The organism is Aliinostoc maniaoense (genome assembly GCF_058172895.1).
On sequence record NZ_CP187952.1, the window covers coordinates 5,719,147 to 5,737,043 of the forward strand.

24 protein-coding genes are annotated in these 17,897 nt (G+C 40.7%); 14 read left to right on the forward strand and 10 right to left on the reverse strand.

Translation table 11 applies throughout. The features are described from left to right. The first annotated feature begins 18 nt into the window (after window positions 1-18). The 12 genes from ACPZ3T_RS25015 to ACPZ3T_RS25070 all read left to right on the forward strand — a co-directional run bounded on the left by ACPZ3T_RS25015 (window position 19) and on the right by ACPZ3T_RS25070 (window position 9,053). Entirely contained in the window at window positions 19-324 is a 306-nt protein-coding gene (locus tag ACPZ3T_RS25015) for a hypothetical protein (RefSeq protein ID WP_490272141.1), read from the forward strand. Further along, on the forward strand, window positions 272-3,802 hold the full coding sequence (gene mfd / locus ACPZ3T_RS25020; RefSeq protein WP_490272142.1) for a transcription-repair coupling factor: 3,531 nt from the start codon (window positions 272-274) through the stop codon (window positions 3,800-3,802). The genes ACPZ3T_RS25015 and mfd overlap by 53 nt, the downstream gene beginning before the upstream one ends. 135 nt (window positions 3,803-3,937) lie before the next feature. Continuing rightward, window positions 3,938-4,774: an endonuclease/exonuclease/phosphatase family protein gene (locus tag ACPZ3T_RS25025; RefSeq protein WP_490272143.1), complete on the forward strand. Its 837-nt coding sequence runs from the start codon at window positions 3,938-3,940 to the stop codon at window positions 4,772-4,774. Continuing rightward, window positions 4,761-5,180 (forward strand): hypothetical protein, encoded by a 420-nt coding sequence (locus ACPZ3T_RS25030; RefSeq protein WP_490272144.1) that lies wholly within the window; start codon window positions 4,761-4,763, stop codon window positions 5,178-5,180. The genes ACPZ3T_RS25025 and ACPZ3T_RS25030 overlap by 14 nt, the downstream gene beginning before the upstream one ends. A gap of 52 nt (window positions 5,181-5,232) precedes the next feature. Then, on the forward strand, window positions 5,233-5,796 hold the full coding sequence (locus tag ACPZ3T_RS25035; protein ID WP_490272145.1) for a Uma2 family endonuclease: 564 nt from the start codon (window positions 5,233-5,235) through the stop codon (window positions 5,794-5,796). 186 nt (window positions 5,797-5,982) lie between these two features. After that, complete coding sequence (locus ACPZ3T_RS25040) at window positions 5,983-7,290, forward strand: hypothetical protein (RefSeq protein ID WP_490272146.1); 1,308 nt, start codon at window positions 5,983-5,985, stop codon at window positions 7,288-7,290. A 137-nt stretch (window positions 7,291-7,427) separates the two neighbouring features. Next, window positions 7,428-7,643 (forward strand): hypothetical protein, encoded by a 216-nt coding sequence (locus ACPZ3T_RS25045; RefSeq protein WP_490272147.1) that lies wholly within the window; start codon window positions 7,428-7,430, stop codon window positions 7,641-7,643. Next, complete coding sequence (locus ACPZ3T_RS25050) at window positions 7,644-8,063, forward strand: type II toxin-antitoxin system VapC family toxin (protein WP_490272148.1); 420 nt, start codon at window positions 7,644-7,646, stop codon at window positions 8,061-8,063. Between the two features lie 117 nt (window positions 8,064-8,180). Continuing rightward, complete coding sequence (locus ACPZ3T_RS25055) at window positions 8,181-8,354, forward strand: type II toxin-antitoxin system HicB family antitoxin (protein ID WP_490272149.1); 174 nt, start codon at window positions 8,181-8,183, stop codon at window positions 8,352-8,354. 185 nt (window positions 8,355-8,539) lie between these two features. Next, entirely contained in the window at window positions 8,540-8,665 is a 126-nt protein-coding gene (locus ACPZ3T_RS25060; RefSeq protein ID WP_490277362.1) for a DUF6888 family protein, read from the forward strand. After that, window positions 8,662-8,895: a DUF6887 family protein gene (locus tag ACPZ3T_RS25065; protein WP_490272150.1), complete on the forward strand. Its 234-nt coding sequence runs from the start codon at window positions 8,662-8,664 to the stop codon at window positions 8,893-8,895. Before ACPZ3T_RS25060 ends, ACPZ3T_RS25065 begins: the two co-directional genes overlap by 4 nt. A gap of 26 nt (window positions 8,896-8,921) precedes the next feature. Then, window positions 8,922-9,053, forward strand: a complete 132-nt coding sequence (locus ACPZ3T_RS25070; protein WP_490272151.1) for a hypothetical protein — start codon at window positions 8,922-8,924, stop codon at window positions 9,051-9,053. 58 nt (window positions 9,054-9,111) lie between these two features. Here ACPZ3T_RS25070 and ACPZ3T_RS25075 read toward each other — a convergent pair whose 3' ends face one another. The 5 genes from ACPZ3T_RS25075 to ACPZ3T_RS25095 form a co-directional block, all read right to left on the reverse strand. After that, complete coding sequence (locus ACPZ3T_RS25075; RefSeq protein ID WP_490272152.1) at window positions 9,112-9,930, reverse strand: EndoU domain-containing protein; 819 nt, start codon at window positions 9,928-9,930, stop codon at window positions 9,112-9,114. Between the two features lie 103 nt (window positions 9,931-10,033). After that, window positions 10,034-11,029 carry a ketol-acid reductoisomerase gene (ilvC, locus tag ACPZ3T_RS25080; RefSeq protein ID WP_490272153.1) on the reverse strand — a complete coding sequence of 332 codons (996 nt, stop codon included), beginning with the start codon at window positions 11,027-11,029 and terminating at the stop codon, window positions 10,034-10,036. Window positions 11,030-11,191: 162 nt separating this feature from the next. After that, a complete protein-coding gene (locus tag ACPZ3T_RS25085; RefSeq protein WP_490272154.1) occupies window positions 11,192-11,434 on the reverse strand; it encodes a hypothetical protein in 243 nt (80 codons plus the stop codon). Between the two features lie 11 nt (window positions 11,435-11,445). After that, window positions 11,446-12,312, reverse strand: coding sequence for an aldo/keto reductase (locus ACPZ3T_RS25090; RefSeq protein ID WP_490272155.1), 867 nt, complete (start codon window positions 12,310-12,312; stop codon window positions 11,446-11,448). Between the two features lie 94 nt (window positions 12,313-12,406). Further along, entirely contained in the window at window positions 12,407-13,189 is a 783-nt protein-coding gene (locus ACPZ3T_RS25095) for an ABC transporter permease (RefSeq protein WP_490272156.1), read from the reverse strand. A 222-nt stretch (window positions 13,190-13,411) separates the two neighbouring features. Between ACPZ3T_RS25095 and ACPZ3T_RS25100 the strand changes: the two genes are divergently transcribed. Further along, window positions 13,412-14,035 carry an exopolysaccharide biosynthesis protein gene (locus tag ACPZ3T_RS25100; RefSeq protein WP_490277363.1) on the forward strand — a complete coding sequence of 208 codons (624 nt, stop codon included), beginning with the start codon at window positions 13,412-13,414 and terminating at the stop codon, window positions 14,033-14,035. A gap of 128 nt (window positions 14,036-14,163) precedes the next feature. Here the strand turns inward: ACPZ3T_RS25100 and ACPZ3T_RS25105 are convergent, their stop codons facing one another. Further along, window positions 14,164-14,358 (reverse strand): heavy-metal-associated domain-containing protein, encoded by a 195-nt coding sequence (locus ACPZ3T_RS25105; protein ID WP_490272157.1) that lies wholly within the window; start codon window positions 14,356-14,358, stop codon window positions 14,164-14,166. Between the two features lie 337 nt (window positions 14,359-14,695). Beyond that, entirely contained in the window at window positions 14,696-14,926 is a 231-nt protein-coding gene (gene kdpF / locus ACPZ3T_RS25110; RefSeq protein WP_490272158.1) for a K(+)-transporting ATPase subunit F, read from the reverse strand. Between the two features lie 342 nt (window positions 14,927-15,268). Here kdpF and ACPZ3T_RS25115 point away from each other — a divergent pair, with 342 nt between their 5' ends. Then, complete coding sequence (locus ACPZ3T_RS25115) at window positions 15,269-15,469, forward strand: hypothetical protein (RefSeq protein ID WP_490272159.1); 201 nt, start codon at window positions 15,269-15,271, stop codon at window positions 15,467-15,469. A gap of 270 nt (window positions 15,470-15,739) precedes the next feature. Here ACPZ3T_RS25115 and ACPZ3T_RS25120 read toward each other — a convergent pair whose 3' ends face one another. The 3 genes from ACPZ3T_RS25120 to ACPZ3T_RS25130 form a co-directional block, all read right to left on the reverse strand. Continuing rightward, a complete protein-coding gene (locus tag ACPZ3T_RS25120) occupies window positions 15,740-16,705 on the reverse strand; it encodes a PrsW family intramembrane metalloprotease (protein WP_490272160.1) in 966 nt (321 codons plus the stop codon). Beyond that, window positions 16,698-17,618: a class I SAM-dependent methyltransferase gene (locus ACPZ3T_RS25125; protein WP_490272161.1), complete on the reverse strand. Its 921-nt coding sequence runs from the start codon at window positions 17,616-17,618 to the stop codon at window positions 16,698-16,700. The genes ACPZ3T_RS25120 and ACPZ3T_RS25125 overlap by 8 nt, the downstream gene beginning before the upstream one ends. Before the next feature lie 89 nt (window positions 17,619-17,707). Then, complete coding sequence (locus ACPZ3T_RS25130) at window positions 17,708-17,851, reverse strand: hypothetical protein (RefSeq protein ID WP_490272162.1); 144 nt, start codon at window positions 17,849-17,851, stop codon at window positions 17,708-17,710. Window positions 17,852-17,897: the final 46 nt, after the last annotated feature.

Genomic DNA, 17,897 nt, shown 5'->3' on the forward strand with positions numbered 1-17,897 from the left:
TTCAAGTTTCTTTGAGAAATGGCTAGAGGTTGGGATTGGGGAATTGGGCAGGGGGCAGGGGGCAGGGAGCAGGGGGGCAGGGAGCAGGGAGCAGGGAGCAGGGGAGACAAGGGAGACAAGGTAGGGAGGGGAAAATTTACTTCCCCTAAACCCCTACACCCCTATACCCCTACACCCCTACACATTACTCATCACTCAGCACTTACAATAGTTGACATAGCCGTCACTATACTTTCTCAATCTGGGAAGACTTCCTCCGCTAGTAGAACTTATGGCATTTTCTTCTATTGTGCGTGCCTTGGGGCGATCGCCACTCACCACTGAGTTACTTTCTAAATTAAATCGTCTACAAGAATTACGCCTCAATGGTATTCCTCGTCTACCTAAAGGCTTGGTAGCTTCGGCTTTAGCCCAAAATTCTCAAAGGAATTTATTCATAGTTTGTGCCACGCTAGAAGAAGCTGGACGCGCTTACGCACAGTTAGAAGCAATGGGATGGCAAACTGTGCATTTTTACCCGACTTCTGAAGCTTCTCCCTACGAACCCTTTGACCCAGAAACAGAAATGACCTGGGGACAAATGCAGGTTTTAGCAGATTTAGTCAAAAGTCAACAATCAACAGTTAACAGTCAACAGTCAACAGTTAACTATCAAGAATCCAATAAAATCGCCGTTGTCGCTACTGTAGGAGCATTACAACCCCATTTACCACCACCAGATGCTTTTACTCCTTTGTGTCTCACCCTCAAGCGAGGGATGGAATTTGATTTAGATGCTTTCAGTGAAAAAATCACCCGTTTAGGTTATGAACGTGTACCTTTAGTAGAAACAGAAGGACAGTGGAGTCGGCGCGGTGATATTGTCGATGTCTTTCCGGTGTCTTCCGAGTTACCAGTGCGGTTGGAGTGGTTTGGCGATGAAGTCGAGCAAATTCGGGAATTTGACCCGACAACTCAACGTTCAGCCCTTGACAAAGTTACACAAATTACCCTTACCCCTACTAGCTTTACTCCAATTATTTTAGATGCCCTCAAAGATAATGCTCAGTTTCAATTGTTGAGTTCTGAATTAAGTGCTGATGCAGAATTAGATAGTGAATCAGGCATAATCGAAGGTAGTCGCAGGTTTTTGGGGTTAGCGTATGAGAAACCAGCTTCGATTCTAGATTACTTACCAGAGGATACCTTAATTGCGGTTGATGAACCGGAACAATGTCATGCTCATAGCGATCGCTGGGTGGAAAATGCGGAAGAACAATGGTCTTTAGGAACTGGTGAATATGACTTAGGTTCGCTGCAATTACCCAAAATACATCGGTCTTTTGATGATTGTCTCGTTGATGTCACCAGATTTAAAACGATTTATTTATCGGAACTCGCGGAAGAAAATGGCGGGATAAATTTAGCTAGTCGGCGTGTACCTGTGACACCCCACCAATTTGCCAAACTAGCAGATACATTACGCCAAGAACGCGATCGCAATTTCTCGATTTGGTTAATTTCGGCTCAACCTTCCCGTTCTGTCTCGCTCTTACAAGAACACGACTGTCCGGCACAATTTATCCCTAACCCCCGTGACTACCAAGCCATTGATAAACAGCAAATCAATCATGTCCCCGTAGCGTTGAAATATTCGGGACTGGCGGAACTAGAAGGTTTTATTTTACCGACTTTCCGTTTAGTAGTCGTCACCGACAGGGAATTTTACGGACAGCATTCCCTCGCTACACCTAGCTACATCCGCAAGCGACGCAAAGCCGCATCTAAGCAAGTTGACCCGAATAAGCTCCGAACAGGGGATTATGTAGTACACAAAAGTCATGGGGTTGGTAAATTTGTCAAGTTAGAAAGCCTGACAATTAACAACGAAACCCGTGATTATATCGTAGTGCAGTATGCTGATGGTACTCTCAGAGTTTCGGCTGATCAAGTCGGCTCATTGTCTCGCTTCCGCAGTACCGGCGATAAAGCCCCAGAACTGCATAAAATGACGGGTAAAGCTTGGGAAAATACCAAAAATCGCGTCCGCAAAGCGATTAAGAAATTAGCAGTAGACTTGCTGAAATTATACGCTGCGCGATCGCAACAACAAGGTTACGCCTATCCCCAAGATATGCCTTGGCAAGAGGAAATGGAAGATTCTTTCCCCTACCAAGCCACAACCGACCAGCTAAAAGCTGTGCAGGATGTGAAACGCGATATGGAAAGCGATCGCCCAATGGATCGATTAGTATGTGGTGATGTTGGTTTTGGGAAAACAGAGGTAGCTATCCGCGCCATTTTCAAAGCGGTAACTTCCGGTAAACAAGTGGCCTTACTTGCACCAACTACCATTCTCACCCAACAACACTATCACACCATCAAAGAACGTTTTGCACCCTATCCTGTGAACGTCGGCTTACTTAACCGCTTCCGCACCGCCGAAGAACGTCGTGATATCCAAAAGCGTCTAGCCACAGGGGAATTAGATGTAGTCGTTGGCACACACCAACTTTTAGGCAAAGGTGTCAACTTCAAAGAATTAGGACTGTTAGTCATTGACGAAGAACAAAGATTTGGGGTGAACCAGAAAGAGAAAATTAAAACCCTGAAAACTCAAATTGATGTTTTAACTCTCTCAGCTACACCCATTCCCCGCACCTTATATATGTCCTTGTCGGGGATTCGGGAAATGAGTTTGATTACCACCCCACCCCCAACCCGCAGACCAATTCAAACTCACCTTTCACCGATGAATCCCGAAACCATACGGAGTGCCATTCGTCAAGAGTTAGACAGAGGTGGACAGGTATTTTATGTAGTTCCACGGGTGGAAGGAATTGAAGAAACAACCTCTAAACTGCGAGAAATGATCCCTGGGGGAAGATTTGCGATCGCTCACGGTCAAATGGACGAAAGCGAGTTAGAATCAACTATGCTCACCTTCAGCAATGGTGAAGCAGATATCCTCGTTTGTACCACCATTATTGAATCAGGCTTAGACATTCCCCGCGTCAACACCATCTTAATTGAAGACGCTCACAAATTTGGTTTATCGCAACTATACCAATTACGCGGACGGGTAGGACGTGCAGGGATTCAAGCCCACGCTTGGTTATTTTATCCCAAACAACGGGCGTTATCTGATGCCGCACGGCAACGGCTAAGGGCAATTCAGGAATTTACGCAACTTGGTTCTGGCTATCAGCTAGCAATGCGCGATATGGAAATCAGAGGTGTGGGTAACTTGCTAGGTGCAGAACAATCCGGTCAAATGGAAGCTATCGGTTTTGATTTATACATGGAAATGTTAGAAGAATCAATCCGAGAAATTCGCGGTCAAGAAATACCCAAAGTTGACGATACACAGATTGACCTCAACTTGACTGCATTTATCCCGGCTGATTATATTCCCGATATTGATCAAAAGATGAGTGCGTATCGTGCAGTAGCCGCAGCGAAATCTAAAGACGAGTTAACCCAGATTTCAGCTGAGTGGAGCGATCGCTATGGTAATTTACCAGTTCCCGCAAATCAACTATTGCGAGTCATGGAACTCAAACAATTAGCAAAACAATTAGGATTTAGCCGCATCAAACCAGAGAACAAACAGCACGTTGTGTTAGAAACCCCAATGGAAGAACCAGCTTGGAATTTATTAGCCGCGAACTTACCAGACCATCTCAAGACCCGTTTCGTTTACTCTCCTGGGAAGGTGACTGTACGCGGTTTAGCAGTGTTAAAAGCCGACCAACAATTGCAGAGTTTAATTGATGCTATGACCAAAATGCAAGGTGCGATCGTCGAGGCGGCTGTTGTTTAATACTATATAGTGCTAAATAGTTCTAAATTAAATACTGTTGCATGAACAGGGGATGATTTCTTTTAACATCGAATTTCATCCCTCAATTCAGCAGCAAGCCCTAAATAGTGGTAATAAAACTCCCTATTTCTCGCAATGACCACATTCTTATTTTGGAATATAAATAAAAAGCCATTAATCAAAGAAATTAGTCATCTTTGCAGAATATATGATGTTGACATTTTAATATTGGCAGAATCCAATATTTCTGATGTGGATATTTTATTAAACATAAATTCCGGCAAAGAACGAGTTTATTTAGCATTATTTAATATTTTATCGACAAGAATCAAATTTTACTTTAGATATCCGTCAGAATGTGTAGAACCAGTTGCAGATGAAGGATACATATCTATTAGAAGGCTATCACCGCCTATTGGCAATGATATTCTGGTAGCAGGGATTCATCTTTCTAGCAAACTTCGTATGACAGAAGATGATCAAAAATTCCAAGCAGCAAGAATGGCTGAAGTCATCAGAGAAGCCGAGGTAAGAGTTAAACATGAAAGAACTATAGTCATTGGCGACTTCAACATGAATCCATTCGAGGCTGGCGTTGTTGCAGCAGACTGTTTTCATGCGGTAATGGATCAAAATATTGCTCGTCAGCGTAGCCGAACAGTACAAGGAAAAGAAAAATTATTTTTTTACAATCCTATGTGGGGCAAAATGGGTGATAAAACTCCTGAACCTCCAGGGACGTATTTCTATGCGAGTGCTGGTTATGTCAACTACTTTTGGAACACTTTTGACCAAGTTTTATTAAGACCTGATTTATTAGACTTTTTTAGTCCAGAAAATTTAAAAATTATCTCTGATATTGATGGCAAAAGCCTATTAACATCTAATAATAAGATTTCAACTACTTATTCTGACCATCTGCCAATAGTTATTAAACTTGATATTGAGAGGATTGATCATGTTTCCAAATGAGAAAAATTTGTGGGGCGAATTACCAAAAAATTTAGAGGTGCGTACACCCTACTTAATTCTAAAAGAGCAAGCCTCTATCCTCACACAAATTACTAAAGGACTGCTCATAGGTAATGTTGTGAGAACCACTCTCAGACAAAATTTTTTTTCTGTCGGCTTGAGAATAACAGTTCCAGCATTAAATAGCTATACTTATTCAGTGGTAGACGTTCAATATCCACTAAGACTTTATCCTTTAACAATTAAAGATTACACTGACTCATCTCCAGAAATAGAATGTGCATCGGAAGAGGAGTTTGAAGCAGCTCTAGGTAATATATTGTCCTCTGATCGAGTTCAAAGAGTTATATCAACATTATTAGCTGAAGTCCAGCCTAGTGATGAACTGCAAGAGAATCCTTTTTAATGAGATGACTAATACGTTCTTACTCTGCCTGTAATTTTCAAGGTATATTCCAATGATACAGACACCATCCAAAACTTTGACGTTAGAGGAGTTTCTTAAGCTACCAGAAACTAAACCTGCCAGTGAGTACATTAATGGTCAGATTATTCAGAAATCTATGCCACAGGGTGAACACAGTACCATTCAAGGTGAATTAATTATTACTATCAATGGAGTCACCAAGCCGCAGAAAATTGCGCGTGCATTTCCAGAGTTACGCTGTGTTTTTGCAGGACGTGCGATCGTTCCAGATGTAGCCGTGTTTGTTTGGGAAAGGATTCCTCGCAATGAAAACGGGGGTATCGCCAATATTTTTGCACTAGCACCAGATTGGATAATTGAGATACTTTCACCTGAACAAAGCCAAACTAAAGTCATTACTAAAATATTGCATTCCTTGAAACATGGCACTCAAATGGGTTGGCTGATTGACCCAAGTGAAAGAGTAGTATTTGTATATTTCTCAAACCAACCACCAGATTTATTTGATAAGCCCGAACAGGTAATTCCTGTGCCATCTTTTGCAAGTGATTTACAGCTTACATTAGGAAATTTATTTGATTGGTTATTAGAGTAAAAAGTGAACATGAATATTAATGATGAAGTGGAGTTTATAATTTATCTTACAGACAACTTTATGCGTCTTATACTCTAATTAACAAAGTAAAAAAACGATGTCATAGAATCATTGCAATCACTGCTAGTAACAATAAATCTTATTGGACAGATAGGTAAAAGTATTAAGGATCGGGAGTGGTTTAAATTGGCCAAAAGTCGTATTGATATTTCAGAATGGACAATTCATTTTATTCATGATAGAAATATTACTCATTATCCTGAATATGTGAATTTTCCATTGCCTTCTAGTTTTGACAAGACTGGTAAACCTGTAATACATGGCTTAGATCAAATGACCTATGAAGATCAGATTGCCTACGAACAGGATTCTGATTATCCATATGGTTTAGCTCCCAATGCAAGCGCATACTCTGTACTGAAAAGAATCCTATTTGATGGCTATATAAAAGCAGGATGGTCGTTTCGAAATGGTAAACCAACAATCTATGGAGCAAAACCTGCTGTCTGCTTTACTGAAATGCCCCTCTACGCCCTAAAAATATATGCTTCTGAAAGAATTAATTCTTCCTCTGTAAATACGTATGGTATTGCATTACGGAAGCAAGAGTTATTTCAAGCAGGTGGTCGGCCTGTGATATATGGCTTATCTAGTTCTTACCAAGAAGCAACTAAAGGGGATTTTTACTTTGGAAAAGGTTTTCGATGTCTGGCTTCTTCCTGTGGTATAGGTTTAAACGAACAATATCGTTATGTAGCTATGAACTTAAATGAAGACAGGTGGATAGACTGGACTCACGAACGCGAATGGAGATGGGCTGACGTTAATGAAAGACTAGAGTTTCCTGGTTTACCGATATGGGTAGAAAGTAAATATAACAATTTTAGCAAAATTCTTGTGATAGTTAAAGATGCTTCAGAAACACAGGATTTAATTAATTCAATAAAAATTATGTACGATGAAGGTGTTAATATCTATGATTCAATATATAATAGAGAAGCATTAAAAAATACTTTTGTAGTTTCTCTAGAAGAAATAGAGAAACAAGAAAGCGAAAACAAATCAGATATGCTATCGATGCTTCGTTTAGAAGATTTGCCCCTAAAAAGATTTTTATACATAGCTCCCAAGGAACCTTCTTCTAATATTATTGAAAAAGTCAAACTAGCTGTTGAACAAGCTAAAAAAGAAGCTAAGAAAGCAGCAGATAAAGCCATATCAGTTGCACCTCGCAATCAAGATGGTCATATTCAAGATGTCTTCGGTTTTGCAAGTGTTGTGACCTACCAAGCTAATACAGAAATTACACAAGCATTAATTAAGTTAGGTTATGCCTCACCCTGTGATGGTGAAACTTATTTTATCTATGAAGTAACTTCAGGTGTGAATACTGAGGGAGTTTTAAGTATTGCAGAAATTGCTGCCAGAACTGCGGCAACTACGCTTTATGAATTGTTGGGTCAGCATTTTGATATACAGTCAAGATGGGATTAAAAACAATTAATAATATTAATCTCAGCAGTGTGATCTGTGAGTAATATAAGCTCTCGCCCTTACAACGACCCCTCAAATTTGACCATAACTAGTGCGATCGCTACTATATAAACTGAGAATATAGAAAAAATAAAGTCATGTCAAAAGAAATAGAACAACGGGTAGCGATTTTAGAGGCAGAAGTTGCAAGCCTCAAAAGTAAGCTAGATGTGGTTTCTTCCCCTAAAACTCCTTGGTGGCAGAAAATTGCTGGAACATTTGCTGATAACGCAGCATATGATGAAGCAATGCAGCTAGGACATGAGTATCGTGAATCTCTGCGCTCAAAGTTGATAGAATCACGAGATGTTTAAATGTATATTCTCGATACCGATCATCTTAGTGTTTTAGATCGTGGAGGATTACAGGCGCAACCTCTACTTATGCGACTAGCAAACATTAATCCTAATCAAGTTGCAGTCACAATTATCAGCTACGAGGAGCAAATGCGGGGTTGGTTGAGTTATGTTTCAAAAGCTCAAAATGTTGAAACACAAGTTCTAGCTTACAAGGAGTTAAAAAAGCAACTAACTAATTATTGTATGATTCCCATCCTAGAATTTGATCAACCTGCTGCCCAAGAATTTCAAAGACTGAAAAAAGCCTATCCCAGACTTGGCACAATGGATTTAAAAATTGCTGCTATAGTTCTGGTGAATCAGGCTATTCTATTAACTCGAAATATCGCTGATTTTGGGCAAATAGCAGGTTTAAATATAGAAGACTGGACATAAAAATAATCGCCCTTAACCCTCAACTTTGATCATAATTTAGTGCGATCGCCTGCACTACAGTTGAGTGCAAACAGCTATGGTTGTTAGCATATTCTCAAAACTTAACTTAACAAGTGTATGAAAATCAGAGCAATTATTCATCCAGCAGAAGAAGGTGGCTATTGGGCAGAAGTTCCAGCACTTCCCGGTTGTATTACTGAAGGAGACACAATAGAAGAAGTGATGGCTAATTTAAAGGACGCGATTGAAGGTTGGCTTGATGTTGCCAATAGCCGTAATGCAATTGAATGAACAGATCAGGTTGTTGAAATTTCTGAGGAAGATTTACTCTAATATCCTGAACTTTGATGATTATAATTCAGTGCGATCGCTTCATTACCGTTCGTCGTTTAAAATGACAGTAGTGGTGTGTTGAGGATGAAGTAATTTTACCAAGCGGCGAACAAGGAAAATCTTGTATCAAGGTTTGTCAATATCTGACAAACTTCTATCGTTCTATAGAGCTTTTACGTTTTGATGAGCGCACAGGCATAGTGTATATCTTTGCAGGTGAAGATTTGCAAGTTGTAATTTACCGTGATGGCAAGTGGAGGTTTAGATGAAACCAGACTTTGACACTATGAGCATTGCTGAACTACGAGCTTACGTACTTTTGCATCGAAATGACAACGAGGCATTTTACAAACTGGCTGATCGCCTAGAAGCAAGTTCTAATGATACAGACTTATACCCTATTCCAGACACAATTGAAAACATCGCCATTATGGAAACAGCAATCCAAGAACACATTAAAAAGTTGGAACACAAGCGAAATAGCTATGAAGGAGCTTAAGGCAAAAGCCTGTAAGTTGCTTGCGAGTGATGCCTGGGCTGGGCTTGCCTACACCCCTACAAAAAGCCCTTACATTTGATTATAATTTAGTGCGATCGCCTTCACCTCATTTCCCTTTCACCCCAATACTCATTGCCAGAACTGAAGAAAAAAGCTGATAAACTTGCTGTGAGCGATCGCAGTTAACCCTCAGCAGTTAATAAACTTCCTTAATTTTCACTGTCTACATTTTTTTCCTTGAGGAGTGGCATCAGGATAGAAAGTAATAATCGCCTGATCTTTTCTCACAAAAACATTAGGAAAAGTCTTGCCTGTCTCTTGATCACGGACATTATAAATACACGCACCTTCTGTATTTTTCTGTTTTTTAAATGCTAGAGTTGCATCTATAAGCATTTCTTCAGCATTGCTAATGTAGCTGTAACCTTTGATCACATCTCTTACTGTTTGGTTGCCTTTTTTGATCACTACACCCATTGTATAAATCACACCAGGAACAACTTCTTCTCTTTGGCGATTATTGGGGAGTCTACCGCCAATTCCTTGATTTTGGAGTTGCAAATATCTGCCGTAAAAATGCAACCCACCAATGTCATTAGCGTTATATATTTCACCGCAAAAAATGTGTTCAAAGCCACGACGCTTAAACCAAATCTTCGTTAAATCTTCAATGAATTGTGATTGATTTTTGCGTCCTGAAAATATTTCGCCACCGCTAACTGTTTGCAGTTTTTTTAATACTTCTGGATAAGAAGATAACAACTGTTTAAATTTATTTTGGCTGACTCTTGTACCTATAGCACCGCAAGTATTAAGTACAGCTTTATCAAAAGCATTTAACTGTGGTACTGGTGGAGTAATATCTACTTGTTGTCCTCTAGGAAAACCTACAGAAACTGGATTATCTACATTATCAAAAAATGGTAATAGTTGTGGTGCTGACTGTGCTTGAACTGGATTGTGTGAATAAAGTGGTTGAGTCAACAATAAAACAGTAACTATGCTCTGAATTTTTGGCAATGTCAGGTTTAACATAGATTTCAATGTGATGTTTTGCTGACAATCTAGCATCAAAAAATAAAGACGCAAAGCATTTAGTAGTACATTTGCGTCTTTATTTGAGATTTAAAAGGATTTTTTAAACTTTCTTCAACCAGCTAAACATAGCCCGTAAATCCTTACCAACCTCTTCAATGGGGTGTTCCGCTTCTTGACGACGCATAGCGGTAAATCCTGGTTTACCTGCTTGGTTTTCGAGGACAAATTCCCGTGCAAATTGTCCAGATTGAATCTCGCTGAGAATCTTCTTCATTTCAGCTTTAGTTTGGGCGTTGACAACCCGTGGGCCACGGGTATAATCACCATATTCAGCAGTGTTAGAAATGCTGTCTCGCATTGTGGCTAAACCGCCTTCAACTACTAAGTCTACAATCAGTTTAACTTCGTGCAGACATTCAAAATAGGCTAATTCTGGTTGATAACCAGCTTCTACTAAAGTTTCAAAACCAGCTTTAATTAAGGCACTCAAACCACCGCACAATACAGCTTGTTCACCGAACAAATCGGTTTCAGTTTCTTCGCGGAAAGTGGTTTCGAGAATACCGGCGCGAGTGCCACCAATACCTCTAGCGTATGCCATTGCGCGATCGCGTGCTTTACCGCTAGCATCTTGATACACTGCAAACAATGCTGGTACACCTTGGCCTTGTTCGTAGGTGCGTCTGACTAAATGGCCAGGGCCTTTGGGTGCAACCATTACTACATCTACATCAGCCGGGGGTACGACTTGCCCAAAGTGAATATTAAAACCGTGAGCAAAGGCTAACACATCCCCTGCTTTCAGATTTGGTTCAATCTCGTTTTTGTAAACTGTTTTTTGGACTTCATCGGGTAACAAAATCATGATGAAGTCAGCAGCATTAGCAGCATCTGCCACATTTTTTACAGTTAAACCAGCAGCTTGGGCTTTTTCGGCTGACTTACTACCCGGATATAGTCCCACAATTACATTCAAACCACTATCTTTTAAATTCAGGGCGTGGGCATGACCTTGAGAACCATAACCGATAATTGCAATGGTTTTTCCAGCCAAAAGGTCTAAATTGGCATCTTCGTCATAGTACATCCGGGCCATATGAAGTCTCTCCTGTCAGCAAGCTTTGTCATTTATTGGCAGGTTTTTGATTGTACCTCAAATTGTGTTACCACGGACGAACGGAACAATTCAAAATTCAAAATTCCACCATCAACACTAAGTAGGTAGGCAGAATAAAACCAATTCGCAATTCGCAATGGACTAACGTCCCGCTTCGCTAACGCAATTCGCAATTAATTCAGCCACCCACTCATAGGTGGGGTTTTTACCTACCTCGGGAAAAAAGGATTTTTTCGCCCACCAGGGGCGAGGTTTTGAACCTATCTTTTTCCGATAAAACCAAAGTGTCTGAAGAACAGTAAACAAGGCTAATACCCTTCTTCCCCCTGCCCCCTGCTCCCTGCTCTCTGCCCCCTGCCTTATCCCAACGACAATTTTTAACACCAACCTACTTATTATGTTTGCTGGTCAATTTTTTCTACTTCTGCGGGAGATAGTTTCACATCCACAGCACGTATAGAGTCTTCAATGCTGGAAATTTTGCTTGCGCCAGGGATGGGTAAAATACAAGGTGACTTAGAGCGTAACCATGCCAATACAATACAGTATACAGATACGCCTTTGGTTTGGGCTAGTTGGGCGATCGCTGGAATATCTTCTAAATTTTCATGGCGACGACGACCACCAAAGGGACTCCAAGGTAAAAAGGTTAATTTTTGCTGTTCACAATATTCCAGTACGCCATCTGTTTCTGGCCGACGTTCCCAGGGACTGTATTGATTCTGAACGGAGACAATATCTATCACATCTTGCGCCTGTTTAATTTGTGTGACAGAAAAGTTAGATACTCCCACAAATCGAATTAAACCATCTTTGACAGCTTCTTTGACTGGCGCGAGGGATTCTGCAATTGTATATTGGGGGTCTGGGGCGTGATATTGCCATAAATCAATCGGTTTTTCACCACCCAAGGCGGCAAAACTCACCCGAATAGTTTGCCGTAGGTGTTCAGGATTACCATTACGTACCCAATTTTGATTGGGACGCATTAAACCGCCTTTAGTAGCGACAATGACTTGGCTAGTGTCACCTTGGTAACTACTAACTGCCTTGTAAATTAGTTTTTCATTGTGGTGTTTGTCTGATTCATCTTTACAATAGGAGTCAGCAGTATCAATGAATGTGATACCCAAATCTAAAGCTCGATGGATAAGTTGAATTGATTGTGATTCAGGGGGTCGGTCATAAATTGACATTGGCATAGCACCCAAACCAATGCCACTGACTAAGATACCTGTTTTTCCTAGTTGTTGAGTTTCCATGCTTCTCGGTTGAGTTGATAGCGGTATTAACTATTTATTAGCGAGTTTAAGCTATTTTGACAATTCAACCACAGGAATAAGAAGGGGTGAATTTTTAACTGGAAGCACTGGTATAGAAACGCAGGGCAAACCGCCAGAACCAGGTAGATATCCCAAACAAGGCGACTGCTAAAAATACCGCACCTATCAACCAACTAACTTGTCCCCGGCCTAACATCACCTCGGCGGGAACTGTGGTTAAAAATGTGACTGGTACTACAAAGGTAAAGAAAAAGCGGTAAGCTGCGGGATAGGCTACCATCGGATATCGGCCAGCTTCCACTAAACCGCGTAAGACTTCAGTAACATTGTAGATTTTCACAAACCAAATACTAGTCGCCCCTAACATAAACCAGAGGCTATAAAGAATTACTAAACCGCAAAATAACGGTACTAAACTCAGAAGATAGTTTTCCCATTTTAAGCCCAGACGTTGCCCTGCGTAGCCAATAATAATGCCACCAAAGATTAAATCTGGTACTCCCCAAGGAGAGAGTGTATAGGTAGAAAGCCAAAACTGACTGCGGATAGGTTTAAGGAGGATAAAATCTAAAGTTCCTTCTTGCACATGGCGGACGATGCGATTGAGGTTAGCGGCAAGAAAGCTAGCAGAAAAACCTTGTAGTAACGTGAAAATACCGAGAACTATTAAAGCAGCTTCCCAAGACCAGCCAGTAAAAGTATAGCCGTTGCCATAAAACAAGAATAGACCAAACAGACTGCCGATTAAATTACCTAAGCTGCTGAGGGTAGCAATCAAGAAATTAACTCGATATTCCAACTCTGCGGCGATCGCAGTCGTCCAAAATAATTTCAGAACCTTCCAGTATTTTCCCATATTCTACCCGTCAGTAACTTGATGTAATCTTAACAATATTCATCCTGATACAAAAATTCTCAACGCTAAGATATGGTATGCACATCTTTGATACTGTAGAGTTTTTATGTACTTTCAGCAAAACAGTATTACACCTTCCCCAAAGGTGCAACTGATAACTGATAATTGATAACTGATTTAACTATCCCCGAACTAGGTAGACAGATAAAAAATACAGACTTTATGGCTAAACTCTCTAACGAATTGCAACGTTATTTTTTTGAAGAAACCAGACCAGAAAATGTCACTTTAGCAGATATTTTACTCCTGGCCGGGGAAAGAATTTTTGGGTTTTTGCTGGTTATTTTGTCTTTACCATCAGCTTTACCATTACCCGCCCCAGGATACTCAGTTCCCTTTGGGATTTTGATTTTTATTTTAGCTATACAGCTAATTATTGGTGCTAAAGTTCCTTGGCTACCACAGAAAATGATGAGTCATCCCATCAAACTAGAAACAGTCCAAGGATTTTTAAAAGCGGGGATTCCTTGGTTACGGAGAATTGAAGCGATCGCACGTCCCCGTTTATCTTATATTTGTACTACCTTAGCAGGCAGAGTCACCATTGGAATTGCGATCGCTTTAATGGCAATTTCCATGATGATTCCCATCCCAGGCACTAACACCTTACCAGCAATGGGTGTTTTTGTGACAGGTTTCGGTTTATTAGAAGATGACGGTGCTATTAGTTTAGGCGGCTTAGTCCTGTGTGTCATGGGAGCAATTTTAACCACTTCTATTCTCATGGCTTTGGCTTGGGGTGGTTCTAGTCTCCTCGATATCATTAAAACTTGGTTAGGACGTTGAAAAAGCAGGAAAACTGCATTAATTAATAAGTAACAAGTAGTAAGTAATAAGTATTTACTCATTACTCATTACTTATTACTCATTACTCATTTTTTCAACAGCCTACCCTTACACCCCCCAAGAAAAACTTAACTAGCAGGATAACCAGCCGCCGCTAAAGCATCTTTGATAGCAGTTTCTGATGCTTGTGACTCTACATTAACTAGCTTAGTCTGAGGATCTGCGTTCACAATTGCCTCAGCATCAACGGTTTTGACTGCATTAGTAATTTTGCCTGCACAAACAGAACAAGCCATGTTGGGAACTGTGAGTTGGATTGTCATAGATTTACGGAAATTCAAGAGTCTGTGCTTTGATCATATCTAGACTATAGGTCAGACTAAAGCTCAAATGGCAACATAATCAAAGCAAAAATTTAGTTTAAGTAGAATGGTGTAAATAATTAAAGGTTTGTAGTGTACCCCTGCGGGGAAGCAAGCTACGCGCAGCGTCTCGTTCGCTGTAAGCGTCTCGTAGAGAAGAGAGGACTAAAGTCCTTACTACGAAATAAATTCAATGTTTTTTACATTACTTTACATAGTTTGGTTTTTTCAAGTCGTTCTACTTAACTCAGTTTTCTAGAAACTGGGTTGCAGGTGTAGTGATTCATAGCTGAATTGCTCAAAATCGCTCAGGTTGAAAAATCACCACGAATAAATAAATACACAAACTGAGAGTGATCAATCCTAAAAATGCGATCGCATAAGATGCTGTTCTTGTTAATTCTACCGCAGTTGCAGCTTGTACTGCTGATGCCAAAAATACATTTAAACAGAGAAATACAAATATCAATACAGGCACTCTGTTATATTTATAACCGAAAAATTTCAATAATTCTAAGAATTTTCTCATCTATCAAAAAATTAAGGGGTTTAGGGGTGTAAGGGTATAGGGGTATAGGGGAAGAACAAGTGTTTTTTGTATATTTTGCTAGTGCCTTACCTGACTAGTAAGAGCCTCGCGTCCTAATTTTTCATTGATAACATTTATAATAGAGCATATTTTTAGACTTGCCCTTGGTAGGTTTTTAAACTTACTTTCATCCTGCCACAGATGCAATAAATTTCCGTTTCTATAAGAAATCTATACTTTCTCAGTAATTCATAAAGAATTGTATTGTTGCTAGAACCAATACTTATTCATCTTCATATACTAGATCGTATTCCTCAAACCATTAGCACAAGGAGGTGCAACATGGTTCACACTTACGAAGTATTCGTTGATATCAAGGAATTTGCGGGTCAAACTAACAGTATTTCTCAATGCGGAACGTCAAGATACGAAATTATAGCAGAGTCAAAACAAAGGGCAGATAATATGGCTCGCTCTCAAGCGAGAAACGAACATCCCAACGGTACTGAATATGATGTCAGGGTTACAAGGTTACTGAGTTAATACTCTCCCAATTGTAAACATTTTCCTCAATTAAAATCAGGCTGTATAGCATCTTTTGAGAATACGAGTTATACAGCCTTGGGGTAATTTGTAATTCGTAATTCGTAATGGGCTAACGCCCCGCTCCGCTAACGTAATTCGTAATTCCCTATGGGTACTCCTTTGCTACGCAACGCTACCGCGAACGGAGAACTCGGAGAGTAGCAAGCTAAGTAATTTGTAATTTGTAGATAAATTTTTATAATTAACTTTATTATTTGTTACATTATGTTATCCAGTCTGAGATTTTAAATACCAATAAATTAAGTAAGCTATTATCCCAAAACAAAAATTAAGTAAGAATCTAGTGGCTGTAAACGACAAAATGTCACGAGAAAGAAGCTTAACTGGATTTAAAGGGCTGAGAACTCTAACTAACAGAAATAAGCCAAAAATTGCATTGCCACCGAGGATAATTGCAAATAATAATAACCCTCTTTGCCAGTAACGATGTTGGCGTGTGCGGCCGGATATTAAAATGATTGGTTGTTGATTTTGGACTTTGCGTAGTAGCTGTTCCATGCGCCAAAACATCCACAATAGCAAAGGAAATAAACCATAACTGAGCAACTGTAGAGGTGGCGAATAACGCCAAGCAGTAGAACAAATGTTGACTAAAGCATGAAAAGTCAGAGAATTAATCCATGCCCAAATAAGTAAATTTTTGTAATTTTGGCGGCGATTGACTTGACAATTAGCAGACAAATATCTTCCTAGGGCATATCCCCAAGGGGCGGAGAACATGGCATGAACTGGTGTACCAATGGTACGATCAAAAATGCTAGCTGTGCCGTGATGTAAGTAAATCCAATTCTCTTCGGCAGTGAATCCTAAAGCAGCAGCGATAGTAAATAGAAAAACAGTGACGGGGCGTAATTGCTGCCGACGTTTTAGGTAGAAAATGGGGATAATAACTGCAATTAACTTGCAACCTTCCTCAATAGGTGCGATCGCTAGCAATTGTCTCAGAGTTGCACCAAAAATTCCACGCTGGACTTGTCGCCAGTTAACAAACTGACTAGCTACAGTTTCCAAACCTAATTGTAAACCTAGGGCAACAAAACCCGATACTGCCCCAACCACAAATAACAATAATAATAGTTGTATCGGTGGGGCAATCCTGACACGATAATAGTAATACGCCAAAAATAGCAGTGGGGGTATGACTGCCCACAGCAGCACCACAAAATCAACCACTCACCTGAGCAATAACGGTGCGATGACGAGGACTATTAGGGGTGATGCTTGGTGTTTGGAAACCAGCCGCTACTAAAGCTTGCTCAATATCCAAAGCAAAATATTGATCTAAATAAGGTTCTGTACTTTTGAGCAACGTCAAAATGTAAGGCGGCATTTTCTTGAAAGCTTCCGATTGAGGATTCATATCCATAATCGCAATATGACCACCCGGACGCAAGACACGCCGCACCTCAGCAAAAATTTGCCGGGTTGCTGACTGGGGTAGTTCATGACACACCAAACAAATCGAGGCTAAATCAAAACTAGCATCTGGTAAGCCTGTAGATTCGGCTGGAGCGTGAACCCAATTGATATTAGCTTGACGTTGTTGAGTGCGATAGTTAGCCACCGCCAAGAAATAGGGCGATAAATCTAAGCCTGTAACTTGGGCTTGGGGATAAAGTGCTTGGAGAGAAAACGTACTTAAACCCACACCACATCCCAAATCAAGGATAGTTTCTGGCGCATGGGGAATTTGCACTTGCACAATATCGTGATAACTTTGGCGGAGTTTAGCATCACCTTGCGCCTGAGCTTCCGGCCAAATTTTAGCATGGACAGCATAGGCCGCAGGTTCTAGCTCAAAAGCAGCTTTCCAACTGAGATTACCCGTTTCATAAGCGTGAAATGAAGTTTGGTAATAGTCTGGGTAAGCAAGCTGAGAATTTTCCACTTGAGCTAAATCGTCTTTCCAGTCACGTGCTTGGAGAGTTTTTACTTCATTTGTCCAAGGGACACCGATTTTTTCAGCCCGTTTAATCATCATTTGACGAGCTTGGTGTTTGGCGAGATTAGCTAAAGGCTTAATTGCTAGTATGCCATTCACCAAGCGAGAAGCCAATCCAGCAGAAGTGTTTACAGCAACAGTCATAAATCAATTGGCATCGAACAGCAATTTAAATTATGACGTAAAAGGGCATGGGGCATGGGGCATTGGGCATTGGGCATGGCACGCTTTTTTTAAGCTGAAACCTCGTCAGGGTAGGGTGTGGGAGGTGTGGGAGGTGTGGGAAGGGTGGGAGGTGTGGGAGGTGTGGGAAGAAATCTAGCTCCCCTCTCTCCCCACACTCCCCACACTCCCCTCTCTCCCCTCTCTCCCCACACTCCCCTCTCTCCCTACTCCCTGCCCCCTGCTCCCCTGCTCCCTGCT